Genomic DNA, 18,885 nt, shown 5'->3' on the forward strand with positions numbered 1-18,885 from the left:
TTCCCCCTTGGCCGGTCGAGCCGCGTCGGTCAGCGCTCCGGTACCCCGGTCTGCAGCGCCAGGGCGTGCAACACGCCGCCCATCTGCCCCTGCAGCGACTGGTAGACGATCTGATGCTGCTGCACGCGCGACTTGCCGCGGAAGGATTCGGCGATAACGGTCGCCGCATAATGGTCGCCGTCGCCGGCAAGATCACGGATCGTGACCTCGGCGTCGGGAATCGCGGCCTTGATCATCGACTCGATATCGCGAGCGTCCATCGGCATCCCAGTCTGTCTCCTTCTTGGCCTGTTCGCCTAAAGTATTCGGCCTACCGCCGTTTCGGGCTCAGGCGGTGCCGGCTTTTTTCGACCGCTTTGGCATCTCGAATCAAGGCCCTCGCGCGACCGTGATAGGCAAACTTAGCGCGGAAGGGTTCCGGGGTCACCTGCCCCGCGACTATATCTCCTTGCCCGCTCGCAATGAGACGAGGCAAAGTGGCGCGGAATAATCCAAAAGCAGACCAAAGGGCTTTGAGATCATGAAACTTCCAGGGCCGGACCATCCCATCACGATCACCGCCAACCCGAAGCGCGTCCGCGTGCTGGCCGACGGCATTGTGATCGCCGACACAAGCAAGGCATTGACGCTGAAGGAAGCGAGCTATCCCGCCGTGCAATATCTGCCGCGGGAAGATGCCCATATGGAGCTGCTGCAGCGCACTGACCGTGTGACCCATTGCCCCTACAAGGGCGACGCGAACTATTTCAGCATCGTGGCCGGTGGCAAGACGCTCGATAACGCGATCTGGACCTACGAGACGCCCTACCCGGCGATGGCGGAAATCTCGGGATACCTCGCCTTCTATCCGGACAAGGTCAGGATCGAGGAAGTCGCCGGCTAGGAGTTTTCGCGCGTCATTCCGGGGCGGCTCAAAGAGCCGAACCGGAATGGCGGTGAGAGATGGCGCTCGACTGCTACGCTCTGAATATCGTGAGCCCCAGAATCAGCAGCACCAGGAAGATCACGATGAAGATGTAGAACAGGATCCGCGCGATGTCGGCTGAGGCTGCAGAGATGCCGGTGAAGCCCAGGATGCCGGCGACGATCGAGATCACGAAGAATAGTAACGCCCATCTTAGCAGTGTCACGGTCCACTCCTCCAGACTGTTGCGCCGCAACGGCGCCTTCTCACTAACCGCAGGCGCTGGAACCGGTTCCAGAATTGCACGCTGGCGCAAAGGCCGAGGTGCATGAACGCATTTCAGTTGCAACGCGAATGAAGTAGCCTGTGTCGGATACGCGCTGTTATGCAGCGCGCATGGCAACATCTCGAAACGATCCGAGCGGGGGCTCGATGGTCATCTCGGTTTCACAATCGGCCGCTGCCGCCAAGGTCGAGATACCGGCGGCACCGCGGACGCGCTCACGCAACGCGGCGCTCGATCACGCCCGGACTTTCCTGACGCTCGTGGTGGTGCTGCACCACTCGGTGATCCCCTACACCTATTTCGGCCACACCGATCCGAAGTCGTTCCTCGGCTTCGACGGCATCGTGCTCGCCACCGACAGCTTCTTCATGGCGATGTTCTTCTTCCTGTCGGGCCTGTTCGTCTGGCCGGGGCTGGCGCACAAGGCGCCGCACGTCTTCTTCCGCGACCGGTTGGTGCGGCTCGGTCTGCCCTTCGCAATCGCCGCGCTCACCATCATTCCGCTGGCCTATTACGCGATCGAGCTACGCGCAAATCCGCAGGCCACCTTTGCCGCCTTCTGGTGGAAGACCGTCACCGTCGGACCCTGGCCGAGCGGTCCGGTGTGGTTTCTCTGGGTGCTGCTTCTGTTCGACCTCTCCGCGAGCGTGGCCTTCCAGATCTCGCCGACCTTGCTCGATCCGCTCAACCGGCTGTCGCTGCGCGGATACGACAAGCCGGTCAACTTCTTCTATGCGCTGGTTGCGGTGACGGCGGTCGTCTACATCCCGCTCCGGGTCTATTACGGCCCAAACAACTGGTTCGAGTTCGGACCGTTCTCGGTGCAGACCAACCGACTGCTGCTCTACGCAGCCTATTTCTACTTCGGCGCCGGAATCGGCGCCGCCAATTTCGAACGCGGCGTGCTCGGCGCGGAAGGCCAGCTCTCGCAGCGGGGCATGGGCCCCTGGATCGTGGCGATGATCGTGCCCTACGCGCTGCTATGGGTGCTGATCACGATCAAGCGCGAGGTGCTCGGCAACCCGCCGACCCAGCCTGACTGGTACGAGACCGCCTACGGCCTGTTCTTCGTGATGTTCAGCGCCGCGACCATGTTCGCGATCCTGGCCTATTTCCTCAACCAACGGCGCTCGGAATTCTCCGTGCTCGACCGCATGCAGGCCGACGCCTATGGCATCTTCCTGGTGCACTATCCGGTCGTGCTGTGGATCCAATATTGGCTGTTTGACATCAATGTGCCGGCGATCGTGAAGGCGACGGTCGCCTTCGTCGGCACCACGATCATCAGCTGGGGCATCACCTGGGCCTTGCGGCAGATCCCGGGCGCGAGGAGTGTGCTGTGAGGATGATGTAGCCCGGGTGAGCGCAGCGACACCCGGGATTCACAACCACCTGCCCCGGATGTCGCTGCGCTCATCCGGGCTACGCGATCTCCTACGCGGTCCCACCCATATATGTCGGGAGCCAGCTCTCGAATCGTGTCCTCAACGCTGCCACGCCGACCGACGCCTCCCCGGCGATCGTGATCGCATCGCCGCCGGTGGTGCCGATGCGCGCAAAGGCAATGCCGCAGCCGCGCATTTTCGCAAGCACCCGGCCCGCCTCGCTCTCCGGCACCGTCACGATGTAGCGCGCCTGGTCCTCGCCGAACCAATAGGCATGCGGCACAATGGCGGCCGGTGCTGCGAGCAAGCGCGCGCCGATGCCTGAGGCCATCGCCATCTCGGCGAGTGCGACCAGGAGGCCGCCATCGGAGAGGTCGTGCGCCGCGGTCGCGGTGCCCGCATGGATCATGCCGCGCACCACGTCGCCATTGCGCTTCTCGGCTTCGAGATCGAGCGGCGGCGGGGCGCCCTCCTCGCGGCCACAGATGTCGCGCAGGTACACCGACTGGCCGAGCCAGCCATGAGTCTCGCCGATCAGCAGGATCGCCTCGCCTTCGGCCTTGAAGGCGATGCTCGCCGACTTGGTGAAATCGTCGAGCAGGCCGACGCCGCCGATCGAGGGCGTCGGCAGGATCGCGCGGCCGTTGGTCTCGTTGTAGAGCGAGACGTTGCCCGACACGACCGGGAAGTCGAGCGCACGGCAGGCCTCCGAAATGCCCTTCAGGCAGCCGACGAACTGGCCCATGATCTCGGGCCGCTCCGGGTTACCGAAATTCAGATTGTCGGTGATCGCGAGCGGCCGTCCGCCGACCGCGGTGATGTTGCGCCAGGCTTCCGCCACCGCCTGTTTGCCGCCTTCATACGGATCCGCCTCGCAATAGCGCGGCGTGACGTCGACGGTCAGTGCGAGGCCCTTAGGCCCGTCCTGCACACGCACCACGGCGGCATCGCCACCTGGACGCTGCACGGTGTTGCCGAGAATGACGTGGTCGTACTGCTCCCAGATCCAGCGCTTCGAGCAGAGATCGGGCGTTCCGATCAGCTTCTCGAGCGCCGGGATGATGGCAAGCGGCGGCGTGATGTCGCGGGCATGGATCACCGGCAGCGCCGGTGACTCCACGTGGGGCCGGTCATAGACCGGCGCCTCGTCGCCGAGCTCCTTGATCGGCAGGTCGGCCATGACGTCGCCGCCATGCTTGACGATGAAGCGCTTGCTCGGCGTGGTGTAGCCGACCACGGCGAAATCGAGGCCCCATTTGCGGAAGATCGCCTCAGCTTCCTTTTCCTTCTCGGGCTTGAGCACCATGAGCATGCGCTCCTGGCTTTCCGAGAGCATCATCTCATAGGCGCTCATGCCGGTCTCGCGGGTCGGCACCGCATCGAGATCGAGATCGACGCCAAGATCGCCCTTGGCGCCCATCTCGACCGCCGAGCAGGTCAGGCCCGCCGCGCCCATGTCCTGGATCGCGATCACGCAATCGGCCGCCATGATCTCAAGGCACGCTTCGAGCAGCAGCTTCTCGGCAAAGGGATCGCCGACCTGCACGGTCGGGCGCTTCTCTTCCGATGAATCGTCGAACTCGGCCGATGCCATCGAGGCGCCATGGATGCCGTCGCGGCCGGTCTTGGAGCCGAGATAGACGATCGGCATGTTCACGCCGGAGGCGGCCGCGTAGAAGATCTTATCGGCATCGGCGAGGCCCACCGCCATGGCGTTGACCAGGATGTTGCCGTCATAGCGGGTGTGGAAGCGGGTCTGCCCGCCGACCGTCGGCACCCCGAAGGAATTGCCGTAGCCGCCGATGCCGGCGACCACGCCGGAGACCAGGTGCCGCGTCTTCGGGTGCTCCGGCGCGCCGAACGACAGCGCGTTCAGGCAGGCAATGGGCCGCGCGCCCATGGTGAAGACGTCGCGCAGAATGCCGCCCACGCCGGTGGTCGCACCCTGGTACGGCTCGATATAGCTCGGGTGGTTGTGGCTCTCCATCTTGAACACCACCGCCTGGCCGTCGCCGATGTCGATGACGCCGGCATTCTCCCCCGGACCCTGGATCACCCAGGGCGCCTTGGTCGGCAGCCCCCGCAGATGGATGCGCGAGGACTTGTACGAGCAGTGCTCGTTCCACATCGCCGAGAAGATGCCGAGCTCGGTGAAAGTCGGCTCCCGCCCGATCAGCTTGAGGATGCGCTCATACTCGTCCGGCTTCAGTCCGTGGGCGGCGACGAGCTCGGGGGTGATCTGCGGTTCGTTCTTTTGCATGGGCTCTCGCCGGGACCACATCTGTGTTCCCTCCCCCCTTGTGGGGGAGGGTTAGGGAGGGGGGTAACTCCAAGAGAGGTGGGTGTGGCTACCCCCCTCTCCAGCTCTCCCCCACAAGGGGGAGAGAGCCGAGCTGCGTACGCGGATAAACCTGCCGATAAACGGCAGCAACTTCTGCCGGTTCATAGAAACATCGGCCAAACCGGAAAAGGCCTTTTACGGCCCTATTTGGTCCTGTCCAGAGCTTTGGCGTGCCGATTTGCGCTATCCCGCAGGATCGGATTTAAGGAGCCGAACCAAATAGGTAAAGGCCTTCCTCGCGTGCACGATCTGAACCGAACCGCCTTCGAGAGCCGCCCTGGCATCCACATCGCCACCCAGGGCGAATTCGCCGGCTGGATGACCTGGCAGCGTGACAGCTTCGAGACCCATACCGGCCCGTTCTGGCATCGGATGGAGGACGACGGCACCATCCGCTGCGCCTTCCGGGTCGAGAAGAAGCACCTCAATGGCAGCGGCAATGTTCATGGCGGCTGCTTCATGGCGTTTGCGGATTACTGCCTGTTCGCCTTTGCCGCCCCGATCCTGCAGGGGCCTGCCGTCACCGTCTCGTTCTCGAGCGAATTCCTCGACGCCGCGCGCGAGGGCGAACTGGTGGAGGCGACCGGCGAGGTGACCCGCGCCGGCATGTCGCTGATCTTCCTGCGTGGCATGCTGAAATCCGGCGCACGGCCGCTGCTGTCGTTTTCCGCCACCATCAAGCGCGTGAAGCGGCGGACACCAGATGCGGCGAACTCGCCGTAGCTCTCGATACGATTTTGCCGATCTGCTGCGGCGTTGGCAGTTCACCTCTCCCATTGGGAGAGGTCGAATTGCATCGTCAGATGCAATTCGGGTGAGGGGTTACGGCGTATCGTGAGAACAGCGCCCCCTCACCCGGCGCTACGCGCCGACCTCTCCCCGCTGGGGAGAGGTGGACGCAGTCCGCAGCGACCATCGTGACCCAATGCAAACTGTCCGATCGCTGGGCGGGCAATGACCTGCCTCACCCCACGATCTGCTTCTCGGCGATCGCGATCCATTCGGCCTGCGCCTTGCGGACATGCTTTGGCTGGCGGCGCATCTGGATCAGGAATTCGTTGAACACGTGCCTGGCGTCCGCGAGCCGGCCGGCGAGCTTGAGCAGCATTCCATAGCGGACCCTGGCCTCGGCCCCCGGCGCATAGTCGAGCAGCGCCTGATATTCCTCGAGCGCCTCATCGGTGCGGCCGGCGCCCTCGAGCGCACGTGCATAGACCAGATGCGCCTCGGCCGAGTTGTAGTCCGGCCACGTCCGCTGCAAGTCGTCGAGCGTCGCCAGCGCCTCCGCGGGGCGTTTGCGGGCGAATTGCGCCTTGGCCTTGCCGAGCGCATAGATCGCATCGTGGCCCATCGGCAGGCTGAGGATGTGATCGTAATGGTGCTCGGCCTCGTCGAACCGGCCGATCTCGACGCACTCGGCAGCCAGCGCGGCGCGATTGGCGATGGTATCGGTGATCACCAGTCGGTCGGACAATTCGCGATATTGCTTTTCCGGATCGAGCTTGTTCGCGACCCGCTTGCGCGCCTTCTGCACGTCGTGGCTGCCGAGCCATTCCGGCACCAGCTCGACCACGATGTAGGCGAGCGAGCCGATCAGCGGCGCGAGCAGGATGATGAAGGCCCAAGGCCGCAACCTGCCCGTGCGAGCGGCATGATAGATCAGCGAGATTTCGAGCAGCAGCACGATCAGTGCGACGGGCACGGCACATATCCGATCAAGGAATAACGGACCGGTCTATTAGCCTGCGCGCCGCAGGTGCACAATCCCCGGTTGCCACCAGCGTTAACCCGCGGCAACCATATGACGCACGGACGGGCGGCAGGTTCGATTCGCCCGAGGCCGCTGCCTCATTGCATGTTGACCGTGGTGAGATCGACGAACCACGACTGCGGCGAGACAAAGCCTTTCACCTTCGGGCTCAACGCCCGCGGGTTGAGATCGTGAACGATGAAGAGCCAGGGTGGATTGTCGACCAGGCGCTCGTGCGCCTTGCGGTAGGCTTCCGCAATCACCTTGGGATCGGTCGAGGTCTCGATCGTCTTCAGCGCGTCCTCGAAGGCGTCGTCCTTCCACTGCTCGAAATTGAAGCCGTTGGGCGAGAAATTGGCCGAGGAAAAGTAGCGCGCCATGATGCCGGCATCCGATGACGGCGAGGAGATGTTCAGCCCCATCGACCCCTGCAGCGCCGGGGCATCGGGCGTGGCGCGGGCATTGGTCAAGAGCACCTGCCATTCGACAATGTCGAACTGCACGTCGACGCCGCACGCGTCCTTCAAATTCTGTTGCAGATATTCGTTCATCGGCAGCGGCAGCATCTGGCCCGAACCTGAGTTCGAGATCATCATCTTGAACGACAGCGGCTTGGCGGCGCCGTAGCCCGCCTCCGCCAGCAACGCCTTGCCCTTCCCGGCGTCGAACTTGTAGTGGTTCTGCGGATGGCCGAAATCGGGATCACTGGCTTTCAGCCAGCCGACCGATGGCTCCGCGGTGCCGTTGAGCAGCGACACCAGCCCGTCGCGATCGATGCAGTAGTTCAGCGCCTGGCGCACGCGCACATCCTTGAACGGGCTGTTGGCGGCGCCGATGTTGTAGAACCAGGGCCAGACATGCGGATAGGAGCCGGTGACGATCTGGTAGCCCGCTGATTTCAACGAGTCGATCGCATCCGCCGGCGGCACCTCGATCCAGTCCACCTGCCCCGAGCGCAGCGCGGCGAGCCGCGAATTGGCCTCTGGGATCGGCATCAGGATGACCTTGTCGACCTTCGGCTTCTTGGCCGCATCCCAATAGCCATCGAACCGTGCCAGATCGGCTTCCTGCCGCGGCACCACCTTGGTCAGCTTGAACGGCCCGGTGCCCGCCGCCGGCAGGCTCGCGACCTTGCCCCAATCCTTACCCGCCTTCTCGTAGGACGCCGGCGAGGCGAACAGCAGATAGACGACCATGTAAGGCAGATAGGATGCCGGCCGCGTCGTCGTGATGGCGACCGTGAAGTCGTCGACCTTCTTGTAGCTGGCGAGCAGCGGCACCCGCGCCCGCGAGATACCTGCGCTCGCCGGCTCATATTGCGGGCTCTTGGAGTCGAAGAAGCGGTCGAAATTCCAGATCACCGCGTCGGCATTGAAATCAGTGCCGTCGTGGAATTTCACGCCATGGCGAAGATGGAAGGTCCAGGTCTTGGTGTCGTTCGGGTCCTGCTCCCAGCTTTCCGCAAGGCCGGGCCGCAAGGTGGCGAGCTTGTCGGTCGCACTGAGGTCCCAGAGCACCAGCCCCTCGAAGATCGGATAGCCGAGGAAACGCATGCCCTCAAAGCCGTTGTTCGGCATGCCGGTCGTGGTCGGGACGTCAGCCGCGGTCATCGCGATCCGCAGCGTGGTCTCTGCCGCAGCGGCGGGCGCGCCCAATAAACCGGCAGCAAGCGCAAGCGCGTGACAAGCTTTGCGAGCGAACATGACGACTCCCATTCGGCATTCGACGAATGGGACAAAATCAGCAAGTTTCAGGCCAGCCGCAGGGCATAGCTGCAAAGAAGGCGAGGCGGCAGGCCCGCCCCGCCTTCTATCTCAGCGCAAGGAGCTTATTGCTGCTGACTCTGCTGCTGGTCGATGACCTGAACGACCTTCTGGTTCTGCGGGTCGACCAGGACGACCTGATCACCGATCGCCAAGTACTGGTACGATGCGAGATCGGGGTTGCTCTTCGCGAGCTCGTCGGGCACGCGCCGCAAGGACAGGCAGGTCGATCCTGACGAAGACGAGCCCGATGACGTCGATGTCGAGCCTATCGTGCTCGTCGACGTCGCGGAGCGCAGCAGGATCTGGCGCTGCTCATCGGACAGCGTCACGCGGCTGCCGCCGTAGCCTCCACCATAGCTGCCGGCATAGCGATCGGCCCGGCCACCGCCCTGCGGGATCACATCGACGATCTCGCGGCTGCGCGGATCGATGATCGCGATCTCGTCATGCACGACGGTATAGTCGTAGCCGCGATATTGCGGCACGATCGTCACGATATCATCCGGCAGCCGACGCGGCCGCACCCGCTCGGGCAGGCGTTCGCCGACGTTGACGCGAATGTCGATATCCGTTCGCGCCTGGTCGAACTCATGGTCGCGGCGCAGCGTATCGAATACCCGCGAGCGCTGCTGATCGTTCACCGAGACGTTCGTGCTCGAGCGGCCGCGATCGGTCTGGTTCTGCGCCTGACCGGTCACGTTGGTCTGCGTCTGACCTGCCGCGTTGCGCTGGCCTTGATCGGTCTGCGTGCTCTGCTGCGTAGCGGGGCCGGTCGGCCGCTGCTCGGCCTGATTATTGTGACCCGCACCCTGTTGCTTGTCGGCGGCCTGGTCCGTCCCGCGGCCCCTGCGCTCGTCCTGGCTCTGCTGCGTCGCATTTGCGGGATTGCGGTCATGACGATCCGCCTCCCGATCCTGCCGCTGCTGCCCGGACTGCGCTGCTCTGTTGGTGTCGGTCTTGTTGGTCTCGGCCGCGTTCCTGGTCTCGCCTCTGCGGTCTTCCGCCGCGTTCTGCTTGGACTCGGTGGCAGTCTTGGATGCATCCTTGGCCTCGCGGCCCTCGTGCTGCTCACGCTCACGCTGCGCCGACTGGTCGCGCTCGCCCCTGGTGGATTGCTGAGCGCTCTGGCCAGCAGCGGGTTTCGATTCACGGGATTCGGCCTGTTCCCGCGCAGAGCCGGCACCGCCCTGTGCTTCCCTGCCGCCCTGCTTCGACTCGGACGCGGCCCGCTCGCCGGCACCGCCGCTTCTGGTTTCGCCGCGGTTCATTTCGCCACGGTTCATCTCGTGCTGCGATGCCGCCGCACCGCCGCGACCTTCCTCGCGTTTCATCTCGGGTTGATTCTGCGCAAACGCGATCCCCGAACCGGTGCCGATCGCGAGCACGAGCGCGGCAGTGCCGAGCCAATGTTTTGTTGTCATAGGAATCCTCCTCTGGTTCCCTGCGCCATTTTGTGGGCGGACAACGCAAACACCGGCCAGCCGTTGCGCGGCGGCACGACAAAAAATATCGGAACGAATGTCGCGAAAGCTGATCAGGCTGCGCGGTCGAGATGCGCCACCAGGCCTGCGAACAAACCACGGCCGTCGGTGCAGCCCATGATGTCTTCGACGTGATTCTCGGGGTGCGGCATCATGCCGAGCACGTTGCCGCGCTCGCTCACAATGCCGGCGATCGAGTGCGCCGCACCGTTGATGTTGCTGGTGTCGCCCACGTCGCCGTCCGGCGAGCAGTAGCGATACAGGATGCGCCCATCGCCGTTGAGCCGCTTCAGCGTCTCCTCATCCGCGGCATAGTTGCCTTCGCCATGCGCCACCGGTACCCGGATGACCTGGCCGGCATTGTAGCCGCGCGTGAATGGCGTGTCGGAGCGCTCGACCCGCAGATGCACATCCTTGCAGATGAATTTGAGCCGGTCGTTCCGCATCAAGATGCCTGGCAGCAGGCCGGATTCGCAAAGGATCTGAAACCCGTTGCAGACGCCGAGCACCAGTCCGCCCTGTGCGGCGAAGTCACGCACCGCATCCATCACCGGGGACCGCGCCGCGATCGCGCCGCAGCGCAAGTAGTCCCCATAGGAGAAGCCGCCGGGCACGACGACGAGATCGATGCCCTTGGGCAGCGCGGTCTCGGCATGCCAGACCATGGCAGGCTCATGGCCCGAGATCAGGCGCAGCGCCCGCGCCATGTCGCGCTCGCGATTGATGCCGGGGAAGACAAGGATGGCGGATTTCATGGCGTGGGCGCGTCGCTGAGTTCGAGGCGGCGGTCGATCCGATCGAGGCGGCCCTCGTGGCGAACCAAAGTCGCGTGAATGCCGGAAAGCTCCTGGTGAATTCCGGTGATCTCCTGGCGTAGGGCGATCTGGGCGGTGCGGGAAGCCTGCGCTTCCAACTTGAGCTCGTCGATCTTGCCGTCGACCTGGGCGAGCCGCGCCTGGATCGACTTCAGGATCTCGTACATGAGCTCATTGGTTATCGCGGACATGCCCTACCCCAACAGCTCGACCCGGTAATTCTCGATCACCGTGTTGGCCAGTAGCTTGTCGGCGGCCTCCTTCAGGGCCGCTTCCGCCTTGGCCCTGTCGTCGCCTGCGAGCTCGATGTCGAACACCTTGCCCTGCCGGACGCTGGCGACCCCATCGACGCCGAGCGCCTTCAAGGCGCCCTCGATCGCCTTGCCCTGAGGATCGAGGATGCCGGTCTTCAACGTCACCGTGACACGCGCTTTCACGTCTTCTTAACCTTCAGCTCTTGACGAGGACGGGGCCGGAGCCCGCCGGGCGCTCGTTTTCCATCAGGATGCCGAGCCGCTTGGCGACCTCGGTATAGGCCTCCAGAAGGCCGCCAAGATCGCGACGGAAGCGGTCCTTGTCGAGCTTCTCGTTCGACTTGATGTCCCACAGCCGGCAGGAATCGGGGGAAATCTCGTCCGCCACGATGATCCGCATCATCTCGTTCTCGAACAGGCGCCCGCATTCCATCTTGAAGTCGACGAGGCGGATGCCGATGCCGAGGAAGAGCCCGGTCAGAAAGTCGTTGACGCGGATGGCGAGCGCCATGATGTCGTCGATCTCCTGCGGGGTGGCCCAGCCGAACGCGGTGATGTGCTCTTCAGAGACCATAGGGTCATTGAGCTGGTCGTTCTTGTAATAGAACTCGATGATCGAGCGCGGCAGCTGAGTGCCCTCCTCGATGCCGAGCCGCTGCGACAGCGAGCCCGCCGCGACATTGCGCACCACCACCTCGAGCGGAACGATCTCGACCTCTCGAATCAGCTGCTCGCGCATGTTGAGACGGCGGATGAAGTGGGTCGGCACCCCGATGTCGTTGAGGTGCTGAAACAGGTACTCCGAGATCCGGTTGTTGAGGACGCCTTTGCCCTCGATCACCTGGTGCTTCTTGGCATTGAACGCGGTGGCATCGTCCTTGAAGTGCTGGATCAAGGTGCCCGGCTCGGGACCTTCGTAAAGGACCTTCGCCTTGCCTTCATAAATGCGACGCCGACGGCTCATTGGGATGTACCGTGTTTTGTTGAAATCCATGAATTGGTGGGCTCCGGATGACTGGGACAGGACCACGACGGAGCTGCCGCGATGGCCCGGACCTAGAGGGAAACAGAACAAGAACCGAGCCTGACGGAAACCTAGCCGATTGGCTCTCCCAGCACAATCGATCCGCACCTCCTTCAGGAGTTTTACCATCCCTCCCTGCGGCTTCGTGCCCGTTGTCTTGGCATGACGTACCAATTATTTAGGCATGGAGCCCATCGGCTGCAACCGAGGCTCATTCCTTTCGGTCCAGACGCGGAACTCGAACCCATGACCACTTTCGACAAGCGCGAGGAAGCCTTCGAGCGTCAGTTTGCGCATGACGCGGAACTGAAATTCAAGGCCGAAGCACGCCGCAACAGACTGCTCGGGCTGTGGGCCGCGGACCAGCTCGGCAAGAAGGGACCCGAGGCCGAGGCCTACGCCAAGGAGGTGGTCGCAGCCGATTTTGACGAGCCCGGCCACGCCGGCGTGCTGCGCAAGGTACTTGGCGACCTCACGGCCAACGGCGTTGCGGTGACCGAGACCGATGTCCGCGCGAAAATGAGCGAATTGCTCGTGGCCGCAGTGGAGCAGGTGAAAGCCTGAGAGGCGAATAGCGGATGGGGAGTAGCGAAATGGTGGAAGAGGCTTCCCTGTTCGCTACCCGCCATTCACCATTCGCCTATTCTTCCTTGAAACCGTAGTCCGGCACGTTGCCGCTGTTGCCGTAATATTTGAACGGCAGGAATTTACCGGACATCGTGATCTTGACGCGGTCGCCCTTCGGGTTCGGCAGCCGCTCCATCACCATGTCGAAGTCGATTGCCGACATGATGCCGTCCCCGAACTCCTCCTCGATCAGCGCCTTCCAGGCCGGGCCGTTCACCATCACGAGTTCGTAGAAGCGATAGATCAGCGGATCGGTCGGCGGCATCGGCACGCCCTGCCCGCGCATCGGCGTCTCGTTCAGCATCGCGATCTCCGACTTCGACAGGCCGAACAGCTCGCCGGCATTGGCGGCCTGCGGCTTGGTCAGCTTGTGCTGGCCGAGAATGGCGCCGACGATCAGCACCTCGGAATAGCCGCCGATCGTCTCGCAGATATGTTTCCAGCTCCATCCCTTCTCGCGCTTGATGTCGAGCAGCTTCTCGGTGAGGTCGGATCGTTTCATATGAGTCTCTCCCTTTCTCCTCCGTCATGCCCGGCCTTGTGCCGGGCATCCACGTCTTGCAGTGCCTCATCACGACGGCGTGGATGGCCGGGCCAAGCCCGGCCATGACCCCTGGCGCGCGTCTGCACCCTGCAACTCAAAGCCGGACGCGACCGTCAATTCAGGCTTGCCGATCCGCACCAGCGGCACCTGGCGCGGATCATGGTCCGGCTTGTCGGTATTGAACGTTTTACTGCGGCTGACCAGGAAATCGATGATGTGGTTGCGCAGCGCGTAATAGAGCGGATGGCGGTGCAGATCGGCGCGCAGCCGCTGCTTCGGCAGCGGGTTCTCGACGATCTCCGCCAGCGCCGCGCCGGGGCCGTTGGTCATCAGCACGATTCTATCGGCGAGATAGATCGCCTCGTCCACGTCATGGGTGATCATGAACACGGTCTGTCCGGTCTCGAGACAAAGACGGCGAACCTCGTCCTGCAAGGTGCCGCGCGTGAGCGCATCCAATGCCGAGAACGGCTCGTCCATCAGCATGATCTTCGGCGTGATCGAGAGCGCGCGGGCGATGCCGACGCGCTGCTTCATCCCGCCGGACAATTCGGAGGGTCGCTTGGCTTCCGCGCCGGCAAGGCCGACCAAATCGATGAACTTTTGCGCGTGCGCCTTCACCTTGGCGCGGTCCCATCCGCGCCATTTCGAGCCGACGGCATAGGCGACATTGCCGAGCACGGTTCGCCATGGCAGCAGCGCATGGCTCTGGAAGATCACCGCGCGGTCGAGGCTCGGCCCGTCGATGGCCTGTCCGTCGACGATGACGGCGCCTTCGCTTGGGCTATCCAGCCCGGCGAGGATGTTCAGCACCGTCGTCTTGCCGCAGCCGGAATGGCCGATCACGCAAACGAACTCGCCGCGCGCCATCGACAGCCACAGATCCTCGAAGATGATCGTCTCGCGCGCGCCGCCCTCATAGCGCTTGGCGATGCCTTCGATCGAGATATTGTCCGTCATGGCACGCTCTCTCCGTCCCCTCCCCCCTTGCGGGGGAGGGTCAGGGAGGGGGGTCCCCAGCAAAGACTCGCGCCTGAGGCACCCCCACCCCCAACCCCTCCCCGCAAGGGGGAGGGGAGCAGAGCGCCGCTTGCCGCTGGAGCACTATTCCCCATGTCCCTGCTCCGGATTCCCCATGCCCTACTCCGGAAACGTGACGAGCCGGGAGACACGCGCCAGCATCTGATCGAGCGCCATGCCGACCAGGCCGATCAGCAGGATCGCGATGATCACATTGGTGATCGAGAGATTATTCCACTCGTTCCAGACGAAGTAGCCGATGCCGGTGCCGCCGACGAGCATCTCGGCCGCGACGATCACGAGCCAGGCGATGCCGATCGAGATCCGCATGCCCGTGAGAATGGTCGGCGCCGCCGCGGGGAGGATCACCGTGAAGGCACGCCTGAGGTTGCCCACCTCCAGCGTGCGCGCGACATTGATCCACTCCTTGCGCACGCTGGCGACGCCAAAGGCGGTGTTGATCAGCATCGGCCACACCGAGCAGATGAAGATGACGAAGATCGCCGACAGGCTCGAATCCTTGATGGTGTAGAGCGCGAGCGGCATCCAGGCGAGCGGCGAGACCGGTTTGAGGATCTGGATGAACGGATCGAGCGCGCGGCTCATCAAAGGTGACATGCCGATCAGGAAGCCGAGCGGAATGGCAACGAGCACGGCAACGAGATAGCCGAGCATGACTCGCGCAAGGGAACAGCCGAGCTGGATGCCGAGGCCCTTATCGTTCGGCCCGTTGTCGTAGAACGGCCGGCGCAAATGCTCCCACAGCTTCGCACCGACATCGAGCGGACCGGGCATGGCCGATTTGCCTTGCGTCGCCGTCAACCCCATCAGCTTGGCATAGTCCGGGCTCATGTTCGCGGACGGCCCCGTGCCGCGCGTCGCGATATGCCAAACGCCAAGGAAGACGGCGAGCAGCAGCACCGAGACGACGCCGGCGCGCAGACGAAGGGAGGCGGTCATCAGCAGTCCCACCCACCGCTGTCGTCCCAGCGAACGCAGGGACCCATAACCACCGTCCGAAGTTGGTAGAAAAAATCGTCGCTGCCGTTCCTGCCCCAAGATAGGTCATGGCGTATGGGTCCCCGCGTTCGCGGGGACGACACCGTTGATTTGGTCGGCGGCGTCGTATTCATCGCCCCCATCACGACGCCTTCTTGATCTTGAAGCTGGCGACATAATCGTCCGGCTTGGCCGGATCGAAGGTCTTGCCCATCACCGCGAATGATTTCGTGGACTCGGCCGGCGGTGTCAGCCCCATCTCGGCCATCACCTTGCGCGTATCGGTCGCGAGGTAGATCTGCTCGGCCACCGCCTTGTAGTCGACATCGCCCTTGATCTGGCCCCAGCGCTTCATCTGGGTCAGCATCCACACCGCGAACGACTGCCAGGGAAACGGATCGAAATCGACACGCTTCGGATCGGTCTTCACGCCACCCAGGCCGTCGGCATAGGTGCCGGTCAGCACCTGCTCCAGCACGGTGACCGGCGCGTTGATGTAGTTGGCGGGCGCGATTGCCTCCGCAATCTGCTTGCGATTCTCCGCCTTCGAGGCATAAGCGGTCGCATCGACGATCGCACGCGTCAGCGCGGCAAAGCTGTTCGGCGCTGTCGCGATGAACTCGCGGCTGGCGGCGAAGCTGCAGCAGGGATGGCCGTCCCAGATTTCCTTGGAGAGGATGTGCAGATAGCCGACGCCGTCATAGATGGCGCGCTGGCAGATGTTGTCTGGCGCCAAGAAGCCGTCGATGTTGTCGGCGCGGAGGTTCGCAACCATCTCCGGCGGCGGCACCGAGCGCAGCTGCACGTCGGTATCGGGATCGATGCCGTGCTCGGCGAGATAATAGCGCAGCAGGTAGTTGTGCATCGAATAGTCGAACGGAATGGCGAATTTCAGCCCCTTCCAGTCCTTCGGGTCGCGCTTGTCCTTGTGCTTCATGGCGAGCACGATGCCCTGCCCATTGATGTTCTCGATCGCGGGCACCGCGAACGGGATCGGCTGTGCGCCGAGGCCCAGCGAGATCGCGATCGGCATCGGCGCCAGCATATGCGAGGCGTCGTATTCCCTGTTGATGGTTTTGTCGCGGATCACGGCCCAGCCGGCCGTCTTCACCACCTCGACGTTGAGGCCGGCCTTGGCATAGAAGCCGAGCGGCGCCGCCATGATGATGGGCGTCGCGCAGGTGATCGGAATGAAGCCGACCTTGAGATCCTTCTTCTCCGGCGTGCCTCCTTCCGCGAAGGCTTCGGTCGCGAGCTTCAAGGGAAAGAATTGCGACAGCGCGGCAAGCGCGGTCGCCGCGCCCACGGATTTCAAGAAGGCGCGGCGCGTCGTGCTTTCCGGAAACACTGCGCGCAGCACGGCAGATGCAACGAGATTCTCGTAGCGCTTTTCTTCGCCGATCACCGGCTCGCAGCGCAATGCGGGCGTCGCCTGCTCATGTTCGGCATTCGAGCGACGCCGGCCGCAGATGCATCCGGCATTCACGCTGCTATCGGCATCGAACGGATCATCAAACATCGACATGCTGCGCCCCTTTGTCACACTCGCATCGCGGCAAGCCTGCCGCGAGCGGATCGTCCGGCCGCCTTGGCCGCGGCCGGACGATGCGAAGCATGCAGCTTTTATGCCGCCTTGCTGGTCGTCATGGACGGGATCGGCAACCCCTCTTCGATCGGCAGCGATGGATCGCGCGACCATTCGTTCCAGGAGCCGAAATACATCCGTACGTCCTTCACGCCGGCATTCTTCAGCGCGAGGAAGGTATTCGAGGCGCGCGCGCCCTTGAAGCAATACAGATACACCGGCGTCTCCGTGGTGATGCCGACGGTGGCGCACTCGGCCAGGATCTCGTCCTTCGACTTGAAGCGCGGTCCCTCCGCGGTCGGCTTCATCATGCGATACCATTCCAGCCAGACCGCACCGGGGATGCGGCCCTTGCGAGGGCAGAAATCCTTCCCGTAAGGCGAGGAGCTGTCGCCGATCCACTCATCGACGTCGCGCACGTCGAGAATGGCGATGGCTGGATTGCCCACCGCCGCCAGCATCGCCTTGGCGTCGATCAGGATGCTGCCTGCCTCCGGCACAATCGCAAACGACGCCTTCGCCGGCGACGGCACATCCGTTGTCACAGGCTGGCCAGCCGCCACCCACGCATCATAGCCGCCGTGCAGGACCTTGACCTTGGGATAGCCGAGCATGGTGAGCAGGAAATAGCCACGGCAGGACTGGCCAAAGCCGGAGTTCATCGACTGTTCATAGACCACCGCGGTCTCATTGCCTGATAGTCCGGCCGCGCCGAACGCGTCGGCAAACTTGGTCTTCAGTTCAGTCATGCCCTCCGGCGTCGACGTGGCGAGATAGGTGAAGATCTCGTGTACGTTCACCGCGTTCGGGATGTGCCCCGCGCCGTAGGTATCCGGATTGCGCGTGTCGATGATGACACACGGCTCTTTGTTGATGAGATCAGCGAGTTCGCCGGCAGAAATCAGAACGTCCGTCATGGCAGGCCTCTCCTGGTTTGAAGCTTCAGGTGATCTCGCCGGCGTCAGCCGTCGGCGAGCATCTTGCGGAGCTGCTTGGTGGCAGGCGTGACGATCGCGACGAAATAGGCCTCGCGCAGCCTGCGCTCGGCGCGGTGACCCCTGAGGTAGCCACGGGCGCCGCAATGGAGCATCGCGGCATGGGCCGCCGCGACGCTGGCTTCGCCGGCGCGCAGCCGCAACGCGACCACCTTGCGCCAGTAGGTATCGTCCGCATTGAACGGATCGCGCGCGAGCGTCGCCGTCTCGCGCGCAAGCTCGGAGGCGAGCTCGCCAAAGTCGACCGGCTGCTGCGGCAGATAGCGGTTGACGTGGCCGAGCGGGCTCGCAACTTCCTGCATGATCTTGATGCAGTCGCGGATCAGACCGAGCGCCATGCCCGCCTGCAGCAGGATGAAGCCGGCGCGGATCTTCTTCACGAACGGCCCGGCCGGATCGGCCAGGATCAGCTCATCCGGCACGAACAGGTCGCGAAACTGCACGCCGTAGGTGCCGGTGCCGTCCATTGCCAGGAACGGCTGGCACGGCTGCAAGGTCACCGCCGAATCGGCGCAATCGGCGATGAACATCACGATCTCGCCGGGCGCATCCTCTCGCTCGAAGATGGTGCCGAACAGATGATCCGGCCCAAGGTTGGAGACCCAGGGCAGCGCGCCGCGCACGACATAGCCGCCCTCGACCTTTCGCCCTTTCAGCTTGAGCTTCTCGATGCCGAAGAAGCTCTTCATCGGATTGGACAGCCCGGTGCCGCCGAGCACGCGGCCCGATGCGACATCGGCGAGCAGACGGTCCACCAGCGCCAGATTGTCGGAGTTGGCGACATACCAGGCCAGCGTGTTCTGGCACCAGGCCATGAACGCCGTCGCGCCGCAGACCTCGCCGAGCGCCGAGATCGTCTCGATGGCGCAACTGAGATCGGCCACGCCGTCCTGCGGCACGTGGCTGCCCCAGGCGCCGGCCTCGCCCAGACGCCGGAGCAGTTCGGCCGGATAGATGTCGCCGGCGTCGATCGCGGCAGCAAGCGGCGCGAGGTCCTTGCGCGCGATCGCCGCGACGTCGTCCACGATCGACGGCGCAGGCGCAAGGCCCGCATCATCAATCGCCAGCTTCGATGCCAGTGAACCCATCGCGCCCTCCGCTATCTTGCC

The 18,885-nt window shown here is 63.8% G+C and carries 20 protein-coding genes; 4 read left to right on the plus strand and 16 right to left on the minus strand.

What is annotated here, in order from left to right:
* Positions 1 to 29 precede the first annotated feature (29 nt).
* Positions 30 to 266, minus strand: coding sequence for a BolA/IbaG family iron-sulfur metabolism protein (locus P6U24_RS26535; protein ID WP_407155409.1), 237 nt, complete (start codon positions 264 to 266; stop codon positions 30 to 32).
* Between the two features lie 254 nt (positions 267 to 520).
* Between P6U24_RS26535 and P6U24_RS26540 the strand changes: the two genes are divergently transcribed.
* Positions 521 to 883: a DUF427 domain-containing protein gene (locus tag P6U24_RS26540; protein WP_407155410.1), complete on the plus strand. Its 363-nt coding sequence runs from the start codon at positions 521 to 523 to the stop codon at positions 881 to 883.
* A 73-nt stretch (positions 884 to 956) separates the two neighbouring features.
* On the opposite strand, the gene P6U24_RS26545 is transcribed toward P6U24_RS26540, so the two are convergent.
* A complete protein-coding gene (locus P6U24_RS26545; protein WP_407160591.1) occupies positions 957 to 1,130 on the minus strand; it encodes a DUF1328 domain-containing protein in 174 nt (57 codons plus the stop codon).
* Between the two features lie 206 nt (positions 1,131 to 1,336).
* On the opposite strand from P6U24_RS26545, the gene P6U24_RS26550 reads away from it, so the two are divergent.
* Positions 1,337 to 2,533 carry an acyltransferase family protein gene (locus P6U24_RS26550; RefSeq protein WP_407160592.1) on the plus strand — a complete coding sequence of 399 codons (1,197 nt, stop codon included), beginning with the start codon at positions 1,337 to 1,339 and terminating at the stop codon, positions 2,531 to 2,533.
* A 91-nt stretch (positions 2,534 to 2,624) separates the two neighbouring features.
* Here P6U24_RS26550 and purL read toward each other — a convergent pair whose 3' ends face one another.
* Entirely contained in the window at positions 2,625 to 4,835 is a 2,211-nt protein-coding gene (gene purL / locus P6U24_RS26555) for a phosphoribosylformylglycinamidine synthase subunit PurL (protein ID WP_407155411.1), read from the minus strand.
* 321 nt (positions 4,836 to 5,156) lie between these two features.
* Here purL and P6U24_RS26560 point away from each other — a divergent pair, with 321 nt between their 5' ends.
* Positions 5,157 to 5,639 (plus strand): PaaI family thioesterase, encoded by a 483-nt coding sequence (locus P6U24_RS26560; protein ID WP_407155412.1) that lies wholly within the window; start codon positions 5,157 to 5,159, stop codon positions 5,637 to 5,639.
* Positions 5,640 to 5,880: 241 nt separating this feature from the next.
* Here the strand turns inward: P6U24_RS26560 and P6U24_RS26565 are convergent, their stop codons facing one another.
* The 7 genes from P6U24_RS26565 to purC all read right to left on the minus strand — a co-directional run bounded on the left by P6U24_RS26565 (position 5,881) and on the right by purC (position 11,946).
* Positions 5,881 to 6,618, minus strand: a complete 738-nt coding sequence (locus P6U24_RS26565) for a tetratricopeptide repeat protein (RefSeq protein WP_407155413.1) — start codon at positions 6,616 to 6,618, stop codon at positions 5,881 to 5,883.
* A 146-nt stretch (positions 6,619 to 6,764) separates the two neighbouring features.
* On the minus strand, positions 6,765 to 8,369 hold the full coding sequence (locus tag P6U24_RS26570; protein ID WP_407155414.1) for an ABC transporter substrate-binding protein: 1,605 nt from the start codon (positions 8,367 to 8,369) through the stop codon (positions 6,765 to 6,767).
* 125 nt (positions 8,370 to 8,494) lie between these two features.
* Positions 8,495 to 9,853 (minus strand): DUF1236 domain-containing protein, encoded by a 1,359-nt coding sequence (locus P6U24_RS26575; protein WP_407155415.1) that lies wholly within the window; start codon positions 9,851 to 9,853, stop codon positions 8,495 to 8,497.
* 113 nt (positions 9,854 to 9,966) lie between these two features.
* On the minus strand, positions 9,967 to 10,668 hold the full coding sequence (gene purQ, locus P6U24_RS26580; protein ID WP_407155416.1) for a phosphoribosylformylglycinamidine synthase subunit PurQ: 702 nt from the start codon (positions 10,666 to 10,668) through the stop codon (positions 9,967 to 9,969).
* Positions 10,665 to 10,895 carry a hypothetical protein gene (locus P6U24_RS26585; protein ID WP_407155417.1) on the minus strand — a complete coding sequence of 77 codons (231 nt, stop codon included), beginning with the start codon at positions 10,893 to 10,895 and terminating at the stop codon, positions 10,665 to 10,667. The genes purQ and P6U24_RS26585 overlap by 4 nt, the downstream gene beginning before the upstream one ends.
* Positions 10,896 to 10,922: 27 nt before the next feature.
* Positions 10,923 to 11,165, minus strand: coding sequence for a phosphoribosylformylglycinamidine synthase subunit PurS (gene purS, locus P6U24_RS26590; RefSeq protein ID WP_407155418.1), 243 nt, complete (start codon positions 11,163 to 11,165; stop codon positions 10,923 to 10,925).
* A gap of 13 nt (positions 11,166 to 11,178) precedes the next feature.
* Positions 11,179 to 11,946 carry a phosphoribosylaminoimidazolesuccinocarboxamide synthase gene (gene purC, locus P6U24_RS26595; RefSeq protein WP_008974302.1) on the minus strand — a complete coding sequence of 256 codons (768 nt, stop codon included), beginning with the start codon at positions 11,944 to 11,946 and terminating at the stop codon, positions 11,179 to 11,181.
* 306 nt (positions 11,947 to 12,252) lie between these two features.
* Here purC and P6U24_RS26600 point away from each other — a divergent pair, with 306 nt between their 5' ends.
* Positions 12,253 to 12,570, plus strand: a complete 318-nt coding sequence (locus P6U24_RS26600) for a DUF1476 domain-containing protein (protein WP_407155419.1) — start codon at positions 12,253 to 12,255, stop codon at positions 12,568 to 12,570.
* A 76-nt stretch (positions 12,571 to 12,646) separates the two neighbouring features.
* Here P6U24_RS26600 and cynS read toward each other — a convergent pair whose 3' ends face one another.
* The 6 genes from cynS to P6U24_RS26630 all read right to left on the minus strand — a co-directional run bounded on the left by cynS (position 12,647) and on the right by P6U24_RS26630 (position 18,864).
* Complete coding sequence (gene cynS / locus P6U24_RS26605) at positions 12,647 to 13,135, minus strand: cyanase (protein WP_407155420.1); 489 nt, start codon at positions 13,133 to 13,135, stop codon at positions 12,647 to 12,649.
* 69 nt (positions 13,136 to 13,204) lie between these two features.
* The gene (locus tag P6U24_RS26610) at positions 13,205 to 14,137 is read right to left on the minus strand and encodes an ABC transporter ATP-binding protein (RefSeq protein ID WP_407155421.1); all 933 of its coding nucleotides are present in this window, start codon (positions 14,135 to 14,137) and stop codon (positions 13,205 to 13,207) included.
* Between the two features lie 180 nt (positions 14,138 to 14,317).
* Entirely contained in the window at positions 14,318 to 15,157 is an 840-nt protein-coding gene (gene ntrB / locus P6U24_RS26615; RefSeq protein WP_407155422.1) for a nitrate ABC transporter permease, read from the minus strand.
* 181 nt (positions 15,158 to 15,338) lie between these two features.
* Positions 15,339 to 16,721, minus strand: a complete 1,383-nt coding sequence (locus tag P6U24_RS26620; RefSeq protein WP_407155423.1) for a CmpA/NrtA family ABC transporter substrate-binding protein — start codon at positions 16,719 to 16,721, stop codon at positions 15,339 to 15,341.
* 98 nt (positions 16,722 to 16,819) lie between these two features.
* Positions 16,820 to 17,698, minus strand: a complete 879-nt coding sequence (locus P6U24_RS26625; RefSeq protein ID WP_407155424.1) for a sulfurtransferase — start codon at positions 17,696 to 17,698, stop codon at positions 16,820 to 16,822.
* A gap of 44 nt (positions 17,699 to 17,742) precedes the next feature.
* Positions 17,743 to 18,864 carry an acyl-CoA dehydrogenase family protein gene (locus tag P6U24_RS26630; protein ID WP_407155425.1) on the minus strand — a complete coding sequence of 374 codons (1,122 nt, stop codon included), beginning with the start codon at positions 18,862 to 18,864 and terminating at the stop codon, positions 17,743 to 17,745.
* Positions 18,865 to 18,885: the final 21 nt, after the last annotated feature.

The organism is Bradyrhizobium sp. STM 3557 (assembly GCF_045571465.1).
GTDB lineage: Bacteria > Pseudomonadota > Alphaproteobacteria > Rhizobiales > Xanthobacteraceae > Bradyrhizobium.

Coding starts and splice junctions, on each gene's coding strand:
- P6U24_RS26535 (WP_407155409.1), bottom strand. CDS start 266: ATGCCGATGGACGCTCGCGATATCGAGTCGATGATCAAGGCCGCGATT.
- P6U24_RS26540 (WP_407155410.1), top strand. CDS start 521: ATGAAACTTCCAGGGCCGGACCATCCCATCACGATCACCGCCAACCCG.
- P6U24_RS26550 (WP_407160592.1), top strand. CDS start 1,337: ATGGTCATCTCGGTTTCACAATCGGCCGCTGCCGCCAAGGTCGAGATA.
- purL (WP_407155411.1), bottom strand. CDS start 4,835: ATGCAAAAGAACGAACCGCAGATCACCCCCGAGCTCGTCGCCGCCCAC.
- P6U24_RS26570 (WP_407155414.1), bottom strand. CDS start 8,369: ATGTTCGCTCGCAAAGCTTGTCACGCGCTTGCGCTTGCTGCCGGTTTA.
- P6U24_RS26575 (WP_407155415.1), bottom strand. CDS start 9,853: ATGACAACAAAACATTGGCTCGGCACTGCCGCGCTCGTGCTCGCGATC.
- purQ (WP_407155416.1), bottom strand. CDS start 10,668: ATGAAATCCGCCATCCTTGTCTTCCCCGGCATCAATCGCGAGCGCGAC.
- P6U24_RS26585 (WP_407155417.1), bottom strand. CDS start 10,895: ATGTACGAGATCCTGAAGTCGATCCAGGCGCGGCTCGCCCAGGTCGAC.
- purC (WP_008974302.1), bottom strand. CDS start 11,946: ATGAGCCGTCGGCGTCGCATTTATGAAGGCAAGGCGAAGGTCCTTTAC.
- P6U24_RS26600 (WP_407155419.1), top strand. CDS start 12,253: ATGACCACTTTCGACAAGCGCGAGGAAGCCTTCGAGCGTCAGTTTGCG.
- cynS (WP_407155420.1), bottom strand. CDS start 13,135: ATGAAACGATCCGACCTCACCGAGAAGCTGCTCGACATCAAGCGCGAG.
- P6U24_RS26610 (WP_407155421.1), bottom strand. CDS start 14,137: ATGACGGACAATATCTCGATCGAAGGCATCGCCAAGCGCTATGAGGGC.
- ntrB (WP_407155422.1), bottom strand. CDS start 15,157: ATGACCGCCTCCCTTCGTCTGCGCGCCGGCGTCGTCTCGGTGCTGCTG.
- P6U24_RS26620 (WP_407155423.1), bottom strand. CDS start 16,721: ATGTCGATGTTTGATGATCCGTTCGATGCCGATAGCAGCGTGAATGCC.
- P6U24_RS26625 (WP_407155424.1), bottom strand. CDS start 17,698: ATGACGGACGTTCTGATTTCTGCCGGCGAACTCGCTGATCTCATCAAC.
- P6U24_RS26630 (WP_407155425.1), bottom strand. CDS start 18,864: ATGGGTTCACTGGCATCGAAGCTGGCGATTGATGATGCGGGCCTTGCG.